The organism is Thiohalocapsa marina (assembly GCF_008632335.1).
In the GTDB taxonomy this organism is placed as follows: Bacteria; Pseudomonadota; Gammaproteobacteria; order Chromatiales; family Chromatiaceae; genus Thiohalocapsa; species Thiohalocapsa marina.
In genome coordinates, this window is sequence record NZ_VWXX01000057.1 from 1 (window position 1) to 11,617 (window position 11,617).

11 protein-coding genes are annotated in these 11,617 nt (G+C 69.1%); 6 read left to right on the forward strand and 5 right to left on the reverse strand.

Translation table 11 applies throughout. The annotated features are described in order from the left end of the window. Positions 1-330 precede the first annotated feature (330 nt). Complete coding sequence (locus tag F2Q65_RS18605) at positions 331-552, reverse strand: hypothetical protein (RefSeq protein WP_150094897.1); 222 nt, start codon at positions 550-552, stop codon at positions 331-333. A gap of 161 nt (positions 553-713) precedes the next feature. Between F2Q65_RS18605 and F2Q65_RS18610 the strand changes: the two genes are divergently transcribed. Both F2Q65_RS18610 and F2Q65_RS18615 read left to right on the forward strand, forming a co-directional pair. Continuing rightward, positions 714-1,427, forward strand: a complete 714-nt coding sequence (locus F2Q65_RS18610) for a 4'-phosphopantetheinyl transferase family protein (RefSeq protein ID WP_150094898.1) — start codon at positions 714-716, stop codon at positions 1,425-1,427. Positions 1,428-1,523: 96 nt separating this feature from the next. Next, positions 1,524-2,375, forward strand: coding sequence for an undecaprenyl-diphosphate phosphatase (locus F2Q65_RS18615; RefSeq protein WP_150094899.1), 852 nt, complete (start codon positions 1,524-1,526; stop codon positions 2,373-2,375). On the opposite strand, the gene F2Q65_RS18620 is transcribed toward F2Q65_RS18615, so the two are convergent. The 4 genes from F2Q65_RS18620 to F2Q65_RS18635 all read right to left on the reverse strand — a co-directional run bounded on the left by F2Q65_RS18620 (position 2,305) and on the right by F2Q65_RS18635 (position 5,874). After that, on the reverse strand, positions 2,305-3,069 hold the full coding sequence (locus F2Q65_RS18620; protein ID WP_150094900.1) for a LutC/YkgG family protein: 765 nt from the start codon (positions 3,067-3,069) through the stop codon (positions 2,305-2,307). The two genes, F2Q65_RS18615 and F2Q65_RS18620, sit on opposite strands and share 71 nt — an antisense overlap. Beyond that, positions 3,062-4,546, reverse strand: coding sequence for a LutB/LldF family L-lactate oxidation iron-sulfur protein (locus F2Q65_RS18625; protein ID WP_150094901.1), 1,485 nt, complete (start codon positions 4,544-4,546; stop codon positions 3,062-3,064). Before F2Q65_RS18625 ends, F2Q65_RS18620 begins: the two co-directional genes overlap by 8 nt. 63 nt (positions 4,547-4,609) lie before the next feature. Then, positions 4,610-5,281, reverse strand: coding sequence for a LysE family transporter (locus F2Q65_RS18630; RefSeq protein WP_150094902.1), 672 nt, complete (start codon positions 5,279-5,281; stop codon positions 4,610-4,612). A 47-nt stretch (positions 5,282-5,328) separates the two neighbouring features. Continuing rightward, on the reverse strand, positions 5,329-5,874 hold the full coding sequence (locus tag F2Q65_RS18635; protein WP_150094903.1) for a glutathione peroxidase: 546 nt from the start codon (positions 5,872-5,874) through the stop codon (positions 5,329-5,331). Positions 5,875-6,141: 267 nt separating this feature from the next. On the opposite strand from F2Q65_RS18635, the gene F2Q65_RS18640 reads away from it, so the two are divergent. From F2Q65_RS18640 to F2Q65_RS18655, 4 genes are read left to right on the forward strand one after another with little or no spacing between them, the layout of a single operon-like run. After that, positions 6,142-6,885 carry a ferredoxin--NADP reductase gene (locus tag F2Q65_RS18640; protein ID WP_150094904.1) on the forward strand — a complete coding sequence of 248 codons (744 nt, stop codon included), beginning with the start codon at positions 6,142-6,144 and terminating at the stop codon, positions 6,883-6,885. A 35-nt stretch (positions 6,886-6,920) separates the two neighbouring features. Continuing rightward, entirely contained in the window at positions 6,921-8,567 is a 1,647-nt protein-coding gene (locus F2Q65_RS18645) for an ATP-dependent DNA ligase (RefSeq protein ID WP_150094905.1), read from the forward strand. Next, on the forward strand, positions 8,560-10,134 hold the full coding sequence (locus F2Q65_RS18650; RefSeq protein ID WP_150094906.1) for a cryptochrome/photolyase family protein: 1,575 nt from the start codon (positions 8,560-8,562) through the stop codon (positions 10,132-10,134). Before F2Q65_RS18645 ends, F2Q65_RS18650 begins: the two co-directional genes overlap by 8 nt. A 40-nt stretch (positions 10,135-10,174) precedes the next feature. Continuing rightward, positions 10,175-11,446 carry a protoporphyrinogen/coproporphyrinogen oxidase gene (locus tag F2Q65_RS18655; protein WP_150094907.1) on the forward strand — a complete coding sequence of 424 codons (1,272 nt, stop codon included), beginning with the start codon at positions 10,175-10,177 and terminating at the stop codon, positions 11,444-11,446. Positions 11,447-11,617: the final 171 nt, after the last annotated feature.

Consider the following 11,617-nt stretch of genomic DNA (forward strand, 5'->3'; position numbering starts at 1 on the left):
CTTCTTCTGTTCAACAGCGATTTCGCTCTTGCATCGCGGGGCGGACCATATATGGACAAGCGCAGCGCCGTCCACCAAACCGGCTAGACCCTGCGGAACGACAGGTTCACGCCGCAGCCGGCCAGGTTCCGCACGAAATCTGGCCTTGATCATCGTTCCAGCCATCTCCCGAAGCAGAGCGTGTAGGGACAAACGCAGCGCCGTCCACCAGCGCCAGCACGGGGTTTGGTGGACGGCGCTACGCTTGTCCACCCTACCGGCTACCGGCGGGCGCGATGATCAAGGCCGTCAGCAGCAACCCGCGGCGCCCGGATCAGTGGGGCCGCAGCGTCATTCCGTGGGGCCGTCCACCGAGCAGCGCTGGCCGTAGACGGCCATGACGGTCTTGAGCTCCTGCAGCAACCAGGCCCGTTCGGCGGCGTTCAGGCCCGCCGCCTCCGGCAGTTCCTCGCCCTGTTCCAGGCAGGCGATGTCCCGCCAGACCCGCTTGCAGCCCTTTTCGCAGATGCGCTCCAGGCGGGCCTCGAGCAACGGCAGGTGCAGTGCGCTCACACGGTGCCTCCTGATGGGTTGAACCTTCGGGCCGGAGTGGCTCCGGTCTCTTGCCGGCGCGTTGCAGGACGCGCCCCTTGGCGGCATGATGCGGAGATGATCGCAAAAAGACCTGCAGAGGCGCAAAGCGGTTGCGAGGTCCGCCGGCGCGCACCGCCCCCATGACGGACACCGCTCCCCGGCGGCTGCGCTGGGTGGCTGTCGACGCACCGCCGCCGCTGACACCGACCGGCCTGCACCTGTGGCGCATTCCGCTGCACGGCACCGATCCGGCGGCGGACGCCCGGGCGCTCGCGCTGCTGTCACCGGATCAACAGCAGCGCCTGGCACGCCTGCGCCGCGCCGAGCCGCGGCTGCGCTATCTGCGCACCCATGCCGGTTGCCGGCGGATCCTGGCGCGGTATCTGGACCTGCATCCTGCGCGGATCGGCTTTCGCTACGGGGCCGCCGGCAAGCCGGAGATCACCGCCACGGAGCGTCGGCTGGAGTTCAACCTGACCAACAGCGGCGACCTGGCACTGCTGGCCGTCAGCGCCGAAGAGCCCGTGGGCATCGACTGCGAACTGGAGCGCGGGCGCGACAACCTGCTTGGCATCGCGCGGCGGATGTTCCCGCCGGAGACGCACGCGGCCCTGGCCGCGCTGCCGCCGGGGGCGACGCAGCTGCGCCACTTTCACCTGCACTGGACGGCGCTGGAGGCCCGGGTCAAGGCCGACGGCCGCGGCCTGGCGCGCCATCAGGAGCCGGACCCGATCGGGCTAGAGGTGCACCATGCCATGGCCGGCGACAGCGATGGACACCCCGCCATTTGCGCCGTGGCACGCCGAAGCCTGCCGCCGCCGGGCGCGTGGATCGCCCTCGAACTCGCGGCATGACGCCGCGCTCCCTGCTGCCCCGGCCCTGCTCGCCCCCCATTCCACGTTCATATCACCCACGCTCAGACAACGGCCACACGCAAGAACACGATCCCTATGGACACGCTACAAATCGCCCTGCTTGCCTTCGTGCAGGGGCTGACGGAGTTCCTGCCCATCTCCAGTTCCGGGCACCTGATACTGACGCCGCTGCTGTTCGGCTACGAGTTGCAAGACCTCTCCTTCGACATCGCCGTACACCTGGGTACGCTGCTGGCGGTGCTGACCTATTTCCGGCGTGACCTGCTGGCGATCGGCGTGGGCATGGCCGGGAGCCTGGCCGGTGGCATGGTGGGCAACCGGCTGCGCCGGCGGGCACTGTCGCCGGCCGCCGCCGCGGACGCGCGCCTGGGCTGGATGGTCGTGCTGGCGACCCTGCCCATCCTGGTGCTCGGGCTGCCGCTGAAGACGCTGCTGGACGGACTGCGGCAAGACGATCAGTTGATCGCACTGGTCGTCGCCAGCACCACCATCGGCTTCGGCCTGCTGCTCTGGTATGCCGATGTCCGCGGCCGCCACCGGCTGGACCTGCATGCGATCAACTGGGCGGCGGCACTCATCATCGGCTGCTTTCAGGCCATCGCCATCATCCCCGGCACCTCGCGCTCCGGCATCACCATCACCGCCGGGCTGTTCCTCGGGCTCACCCGGCAGGCCGCGTCACGCTTCTCGTTCCTGCTGTCCATTCCCACCATCTCCCTCGCGGGCCTGCTGGCCGGGCGGGAACTGCTGGAAAGCGCTGTGCCGGTGGACTGGCACGCGCTCTGGCTGGGGGCGCTGCTGTCCTTCGTGGTGGCCTATCTGAGCATCCATCTGTTTCTGCGCTTCATCGAGCGCGTCAGCATGCTGCCGTTCGTGCTGTATCGGCTGTTGCTGGGGGGGCTGATCCTGTTCCTGCTGCTGATGTAGTGCGCAGCAGCACGATCAGCTCCGCCGGGCCATGTACGCCATAGGCCAGGGTCTGCTCGATGTCGGCCGACTTCGACGGACCGCTGATGAGCAGGGCGTTGGTTGGCATCCGCTGCGCCCAGCCTTCCCGCTGCATCAGCTCATGCAGGGTCGAGACGATCCGGTCCGCCTCCAGTAGCACGCAATGGATCGGCGGCACCAGCGACAGTAGCCGCGGCTCCGCCGGGGTGGGCCAGAGCACCAGCGAGCCGGTCTCGGCGATGCCGGCACGACAGGCGGTGAAGCCGGCGTCGGTGTCATCGAACAACGCCCGGCGGCAGGCCTCGATGGGCTGATCATGCGGCACCAGCCGGGGCACGCCCTCTGCTGTCGGCCAGCCCTGGATCAGCGCCGGGGCCAGCGGACCGTCCGGGCCGTAGCGCAGGTTCCGCGCACCCCTGGCCTGCAGCAGCGCCGCCAGTTGCCGGGGCCAATCGTCGCCCACCGCGTGCACCTCGGCACGCACCGCCTCGATGCCGCGGCGAAACCGATCGGTCAGTTCCTCGGGTCCCCAGTCGAATCGGCGCACCGGCCAGGTCGGCGCCGAGGTCAGGGTCGCGGCTGATGGGGATGCCGGCTCGGATCCCGGCACGGATGCAGTAGCGGTGTTCGCGGACCGCAGCCGCTGCAGGATCTGGGTTCGCGTATCAGTCATCGGCAAAGCCCTCCTGTCGCGCCAGATCCTGCAGCCCGCGGCGAGCCAACCGCGGCGGGGTCCGGCTCCGGGTCCATGGTCCGAACAGCCCGCCCAATAACCCGCCAAACGGACCATCAAGCAAGCCACCCATCCCGCCGATGGTGCGGCGCATCCAGCGATAACGGGCGGGGCTGGCGTGCAGCAGCGCCCAGGCGCGCCAGACGCGGCCCTGCAGACCCGGCCGATGCCCCCCGGGGACGGCCTGGATTGGGACGGACTGGCTGGACGCGGGGCTGGCGGACTGGCTTGGGGACTGGCTTGCGGTAGGGCCCTCGGCATGTTCGTGGCGCAGCCGGTTGAGCAGTTGCGGGATCGGGATGCGCACCGGGCAGACCTCGGCACAGGCGCCGCACAGGCTGGATGCCTGGGCCAGCTCGCCCTGCACCTGCAGGCCCTGCAGCTGGGGCTCGAGAATGGCGCCGATGGGACCCGGATACACAGTGCCGTAGCCATGTCCGCCGATCCGGGTGTAGACCGGACAGTGGTTCATGCAGGCGCCGCAGCGGATGCAGCGCAGGGTGGCGCGCAGTTCCGGATCGGCATGGATGCGCGAGCGGCCGTTGTCCAGCAGCACCAGGTGAACCTCGCGCGGACCGTCGCGCTCGTCCGGCTTGCGCGGTCCGCTGATCATGTTCACATAGGTGGTCACCGGCTGTCCGGTGGCGCTGCGGGTCAGCAGGGTCAGCAGCGGTGCCAGGGCATCCAGGCGGGCCACCACCTTCTCGATCCCCGTTACCGCGATGTGCATATCCGGCGCCGTGGTGCTGAGGCGCCCGTTGCCCTCGTTCTCCACCAGACACAGGGTGCCGGTCTCGGCAACGGCAAAGTTCACGCCGGACATGCCCACTGTGGCACCCTGGAAACGCGCCCGCATGACCCTGCGGGCCAGGGCGGTGAGCTGGTCGATGTCGTCGCTGCAGGGCTCGTCGGGAAAGTGCCGGTTGAACAACGCGGCGATCTCCGCTCGATCCTTGTGCACTGCGGGTGTAATGATGTGCGACGGATGCTCGTTGCCGAGCTGCAGGATGAGCTCGCCGAGGTCGGTCTCGATGGGCTCGATGCCGTGCCGCTCGAGATAGGCGTTGACGCCGATCTCTTCCGACACCATGGACTTGCCCTTGATCACGGCCTTGGCCCCGTGACCGCGCAACAGATCGAGGATGATGGCATTGGCCTGCGCGGCATCCGCCGCCCAGTGCACCTGCATGCCGTTGACGCGGCAGCGCTGTTCAAGCTGCTCCAGCAACGCCGGCAGGTTGGCCAGCGCGTGGTCGCGGATCGCCTGCCCCTGATCGCGCAGCTGTGCCAGTTCCGCGTCGTCCGGGAAGGCGGCGCGCCGCTTGGCCACCAGCCCGTCCATGGCGCGGCGGATGTTGCCGCGCACCCGTTCGCGACTCAGCGCCAGTCCGGCGCGGGTACGAAATGCCGATGCCATGGGTCTCTCCTCACCCCGCCAGGGTGACTGCCGTTTGCGCGAGTGTAACCCCTGTATGCCCTCTCAGGCTTTCGCGGGCAGGATATCGCTGCCGATGGCGCCCTGGCCAATGCTGCCCAGCAGGCCCAGACCGTCACTGAACAGGCCGAGGGCAAGCAGACAGAGCAACACCCCGACCAGCCGGAAGCCGTAGGTCAGCGCCCGCCCGCTGAGCAACGCCTTCGAGCGCCCCACCATCACCGCCAGCAGGATCTTCGAGCCCACCAGGCAGGCGTAGAAGATCAGCACGAACAGCACCGGCAACGCGACGGCAACGGCCATGGCCTTGAGCATCAACGGCCCGCCGACGCTGATCCAGAACAGGTAGGGATGCGGGCTGAGCAGGTTGGCCAGCGCGCCCCTGACCAGCGAGGTCGGGGGGCGCACCGACACGTCCGGCCCGGGGTCGACGACGATGCCGGGCGACCGCAGGACCTCGTAGCCCATCAACAGCAGCACCACCCCGCCGACCACGGAGATGGCGCCGAGCACCAGTTGCAGTTCCGCCAGTTGTGCCAGCAGCAGCAGTGTCAGCGCAATCAGCGGCAGATCGGTGACCAGGGGCACGATGGCCACGCGGATGCCCGCGGCCACGTCGTGTCTCAGGGTTTCAGCGATGACCAGGGCGAGCAATGGCCCGGGTGCGAGGCCGGCGGACAGCCCCAGCACCAGGGCCAGCAGCAGGATCTCAGCCATGGCTCAGCCCGCATCCGGCAGACCGCCCGCCGGCCACCGGCCGCGGGTCACAGCAGGCTTTCGATGGCGCTGACGACCTTGCCGCTCTTGGGCGAGGTGACGCTGGTGTAGTAGTCCACCACATTGCCGTCGCGGTCGATGAGGTACTTGTAGAAGTTCCACTTGGGGTAGGCGCCGGTCTGCTGCGCCAGGTAGTCGAAGAACGGATCTGCCAGGCCCTTCTTGACGTGGGTCTTCTCGAACATCGGGAATTTTACCGAATAGGTCAGGCGGCAGAACGACTGGATCTGCTCCTCAGTGCCCGGCTCCTGGTTGCCGAAGTCGTTGGACGGAAAGCCCAGCACCACCAGCCCGCGGTCGCCGTAGGTCTCGTGCAAGGACTCCAGCGCCTCGTACTGGCCGGTAAAGCCGCACTTGCTGGCGGTATTGACCACCAGGATCACCTTGCCCTGGTAGGCGTCGCACAGCCGCACGGTCTCATCGCCGGCAAGACGGCGATACTCGAAATCCAGCGCCGGCGCACAGTTCGCCGCGGCATTGTCAGACATCAGCAGGCCTCCGATCAGCAGCACGAAGAGTGGTCGTAGAGACATGGTCGCCCCCTCAGAGTCGCATCAAGCGCAGGTTTGCACAGGTCCACGGGACATGGGGCCTGCCACCGCCAACCTCCAGCAACCCACCCTCGGCAATCAAGGTGAGGTGAAGAACCACCAGATTACGGCCCCTGCCTGAGTGGGTTGGGTGTCGGCTTGTTGAATGACCCTACCCCTGACGCAACCCGACGGTTGAAACCACCACCATGGCACCAAGTTTAGGGGCTTCGCGGCAGTCATCACAACGGCTCGGGAGGGTTTCTAGGCATGAATCAATGGATCGAGGGCAGGATCGCCCGCAAGCAGCACTGGTCCCAGGCGTTGTACAGCCTGCAAATCGACGCGCCACTGCCGGGCTTCACTGCGGGCCAGTACATCAAGGTCGCGCTCGATCTCGACGGCGAACGGGTCGGACGGCCCTACTCCCTGGTCAACGCGCCCGACGAAAAACCGCTTGAGATCTTCTTCAACGAGGTGCCGGAGGGTCCGCTGACACCCCGCCTGTCCGACCTGGAGCCGGGTGATCGCATCTGGGTGGCGGACAAGGCCAGCGGCGTCTTCACCATGGACAACGTCGTGCCGCGCCGTCACCTGTGGATGCTGGCCACCGGCACCGCCCTCGGCGTCTATCTGTCGATGCTGAAGACCGCCGAGCCCTGGCAGCGGTTCGAGCGTATCATCCTGGTCCACGGCGCGCGCAACACTGGCGAACTGGCCTACGGCGACACCATCGCCGACATCCGCGAGGCGCACGGGGCAGCCTTCAGCTACATCCCGAGTCTGACCCGCGACCAGGACGACACGGCCCTGCAGGGGCGCATCACCACGCTGCTGGCATCGGGCGCGCTGCAGCAGGCCGCCGACGCCGACATCACCGCCGACGACAGCCACCTGATGCTCTGCGGCAATTCTGCCATGATCAAGGAGGTGCGCGACTGGCTGGAACAACGCGGCCTGCAGCGCCACCGGCGCACCGAGCCCGGCCACTACACCACCGAGCAGTATCACTGACCGGCGTCGCTCGCCGGCCCGCCGCAGGTTCGCGGATGACGCGTCTGATCGACCTGGCCAACGCCTCCCGTGCGCTGGCGGCAACCCGCAGCCGCGCGGCCAAGGTCGATCGCCTGGCGGCCTTGCTGCGGCACTGCGACAGGGATGCCATCGCTGGGAGTGAAACCGGCAGGAATGAAGTCGGCGGTCGCGAAATCGAGCAGGTCGCCCGCTGGCTCACCGGAGAGATCCGGCCCAAAACGACGCCCGGATCGACCCCCGGCAGGGCCGGCGCCGCGCGACTCCACATCGGCCCGGCACAGATGGCCGCCACCGATGCCGTGGAACCGGCCCCGCAGCCCCGGCTGACGGTGACCGACCTGGCCCGTCGGCTGGACGCCCTGGCCGACATCCGCGGTAGCGGCAGCCAGACCCGGCGTGCGGCAGCCCTGGCCGGGTTGTTCGCCGAGGCCACCGTGGACGAGCAAGGCTTCCTGCGCCGGCTGTTGCTGGGTGAACTGCGCCAGGGCGCCCTCGGGGCGCAGATGGTGGAGGCCATCGCCCGGGCATTCGACATCCCCCTCGGCAGCGTGCAGCGGGCGCGGATGTTGCGGGCCGACATCGGCGAGGTGGCCCGTCTCGCCCAGAGCGCGGGCCGCGCCGGCCTCGACGCCCTGGGGCTGACCCTGTTCCAGCCCATACAGCCGATGCTCGCCAGCGCGGCGGATGATCTGGCCGACGCCCTGGCGCAACTGCCCGAGCCCCTGCTGGAGTACAAGCTGGACGGGGCCCGTGTGCAGATCCACAAATCCGGCCGGCAGGTGCGCGTGTTCAGCCGCCAGGGCAACGATGTCAGCGCCGCCGTGCCGGAACTCATCGACCAGGTCGCCGCCTTGCCGGCCAGCGAACTGGTGCTGGACGGCGAGACCCTGGCCCTGACGCAGAGCGGCCGTCCGCTGCCGTTCCAGACCACCATGCGCCGCTTCGGCCGACAGCAGGACGACCCGGCCTTGCGGCAACAGCTGCCGCTGACGGTGTTCTGCTTCGACTGCCTGGCCCTGGACGGCGAGACACTGATCGACGCCCCCTTGCGGACCCGCCGGGCGGCGCTGAGCGAGACCGTACCGGCAACCATGCGCACGTCGTTCATCGAGGCCGCCAACGCCGCCCGGGCGTCGGACTTCCTTGCCCAGGCCCTGGCCGCCGGACACGAAGGCCTGATGGCCAAGGACCCCGGATCCACCTACGCCGCCGGCGCCCGCGGCAGTCACTGGCTGAAGCTCAAGCAGAGCCACAGCCTGGACCTGGTGGTGCTGGCCGCGGAATGGGGCAGCGGCCGACGCCGCGGCTGGCTGAGCAATCTGCATCTGGGCGCCCGTGACGGGGCTGGCGGCTTCATCATGCTGGGCAAGACCTTCAAGGGGCTCACCGATCAACTGCTGGCCTGGCAGACCGAGCAACTGCTGGCGCGCGCCGTCGCCCGCGATGACCAGATCGTCCACGTCCGCCCGGAGCTGGTGGTGGAAATCGCCTTCAACGAGCTGCAGCAGAGCCGTCACTACCCCGGCGGACTGGCGCTGCGCTTCGCCCGGGTCAAGCGCTACCGTCCGGACAAGGGCCCGGCCGAGGCCGACGACATCCACGGCGTGCGCGCCCTGTTCGAGCGCCAGGTGGCCTATCAGCCGGAACCGGCCCATGACTGAAGGCGCGCAGACGCCGGCGACCAGAGCGGAGGTCCACGTCCTTCGCATCGTCCTCGGCGACCAGCTCAACCGGACCAACCCGGCATTGCGCGACTGTGACCCACAGCGGGATCTGATCTGGCTGTGCGAGGCCCCCGCCGAGGCAACCCATGTGCCGTCGCACAGGGCGCGCACGGTCCTGTTCCTGTCCGCAATGCGCCATTTCCGCGACCAGCTCCGGGCCGAAGGGCTGTCGGTGCGCTACCTTGCGCTGGATCAGCATCATTACCACAGTCTGGGCGAGGCCCTGCAGGCGGACCTGAGCGCCTTGCGACCGGAGCGGGTCTGCCTGACCCAGCCGGGGGAGTACCGCGTCGCCACGGAACTGGCCGCGGCCTGCGAAGCCGCCGGCCTGCCGTTGCAGGTGCTGGAAGACGACCACTTCCTGTGCGCGCGCGCCGAGTTCGAAGGCTGGGCGCGGGGCCGCAAGGAACTGCGGATGGAGCATTTCTACCGCTGGATCCGCCGGCGGGACGGCGTGCTGCTGCAGGACGGTGAACCGGTCGGCGGGGCCTGGAACTTCGACAAGGACAACCGCAAGGCCTTCGGCCGGCAGGGACCGGGGCTGCTGCCGGAACCGCTGGGCTTCGCCCCGGACGCCGTCACGCGCGAGGTCATGGCGCTGGTGGAGGCGCGGTTTCCGCACGCGCCGGGCCGGCTGGACCGCTTCGACTGGCCGGTCACCGCCGCCCAGGCACAGGCGGCGCTGGAGGATTTCATCCGCCACCGGCTGGCGGCGTTCGGCCCGTTCCAGGACGCCATGTGGCAGGGCGAGCCCTATCTGTACCATGCCCGGCTGTCGGCGGCGCTGAACCTGAAACTGCTGGATCCGCGCCAGGCGGTGGCTGCCGCCGTCGACGCCTGGCGAGACGGCCGTGCGCCCATTGCCAGCGTCGAGGGCTTCGTGCGGCAGATCATCGGCTGGCGCGAATATGTACGCGGGCTGTACTGGCTGCGGATGCCGCAGGCGCTGGACGAGAACGTGCTGACGGCACAACAGCCGTTGCCGGCCTTCTACTGGAGCGCCGACACCCCCTACGTCTGCCTGGCGGACAGCATCGGCCAGGTGCTGGAGCACGGCTATGCACACCACATCCAGCGCCTGATGGTCACCGGCCTGTTCGCGCTGCTTCTGGGGGTCGAGCCCAGGCGGGTGCACCAGTGGTACCTGGCCATGTTCGTGGACGCCGTGGAATGGGTGGAAGCGCCCAACACCCTGGGCATGAGCCAGTTTGCCGACGGCGGCCGGCTGGCCAGCAAGCCCTATGCCGCCAGTGGCGCCTACATCGCCCGCATGAGCAACTACTGCCGCCACTGCCGTTTCGATCCCAAGCAGTCCGTCGGCGACCAGGCCTGCCCCTTCACCACCCTGTTCTGGGATTTTCTCGCCCGGCACCGGGAGCGCTTCGCCGGGCATCCGCGCACGGCGCTGATGTGGCGGAACCTCGACCGTCTGGAACCGGATACACTGGCCGCCATCCGGCAACAGGCCGAGCGCCTGCGCCGGCAACTGGCGGACGGGGCCTGACGCCGACCGGCCGCATCCGCATCACTGAGGAGACGCGAACGTGAATCCAGACGTCATCGTCATCGGCGCCGGCCTGTCGGGGCTGGCCTGTGCGCTGCGACTGCAACAGGCGGGGCTCCGCGCCAACATCATCGAGGCCGCCGACCGCCCCGGCGGACGCATCGCCACCGACACCCAGGACGGCTTTCTGCTCGACCGGGGATTCCAGGTGCTGCAGACCTGGTACCCGGAGGCCCAGCACATGCTGGACTACGATGCGCTGGACCTGCGGCCCTTCTACCCCGGCGCGCTGGTCCGCATCGGGCGCCGCTTCCACCGCGTCAGCGACATCTGGCGACGACCCGCCCGGCTGCCGGAGATGCTCGCATCGCCGGTGGGCACCACCGGCGACAAGCTGCGCCTGCTCGCGCTGCGGCACCGCGCCCTGAAGGGCGGGATCGCGGACCTGTACGCGCGCCCGGAGACCACCGCGCTGGCGCTGCTGCAGCAGCTGGGCTTCTCGCGGCAGATGCAGGAGCGCTTCTTCAAGCCCTTCTTCGCCGGCGTCTTCTTCGAGCCCGACCTGGACGTCTCCAGTCGCGCCTTCGAGTTCGTGTTCCGCGCCTTTGCCCTCGGCGACACTGCGCTGCCGGCACACGGCATGGCGCAGATCCCGCTGCAGCTCGCGGAGCGACTGGTACCGGAGAGCCTGCACTGCGGCCAACGGGCGAAGGACGTACGCGACGGGTCGGTGCTGCTGGACAGCGGCGAACGCCTGTCGGCGCGGGCCATCATCGTGGCCACCGACGGCAACGCCGCCGCCGACCTGGTCGGCACCCCGGCCATGCCCACCCGCGGCACCACCTGCCTGTACTTCGCCGCCGCGCAGGCCCCCTTCGACGGCCCCGATCTGGTGCTGAACGGCACCGGCCAGGGGCCCGTCAACAGCCTGCTCAGCCCCAGCAACCTGTCGGCCAGCTACGCCCCGCCCGGCCAGGCGCTGATCGCAGTCAACGTGTTCGGCAGCGCCGGCCAGCCGGACGCGGTCGAGGCCGAGGTGCGCAGCCAGCTGCTGGTCTGGTACGGCAAGGCGGTGAATGACTGGCAACGCCTGGCGATCTACCGGCTGCCGGCCGCGCTGCCGGCGCAACGGCCGCCGGTGCAGGCGCCGGCACACCCGCGCAGACTGGCCGACGGGCTCTGGCTCTGCGGCGAGTCCGTTGCGCCGCCGTCGATCCACTGGGCGCTGCGCAGCGGCACCACCACCGCCGAGGCGGTGCTCGACGACCTGCATGGCGCCCGCGACGACCGGATGAGCGCCGGCACAGGATGAAACCGCAAGGGCCGCGTGCACGCTTGCAGCGACCCGCCCGATACTCTATGTTAACGGCGCATAAAGAGAATAAGGAGCGCGGCCAAAACTAAGGTGAACACTGTAGGGCGGGTTAACCAAACGCCAGCCCCCGGGGGGGCAGGGGCGGATGGGCGTGGGGTTTGCCGCCCA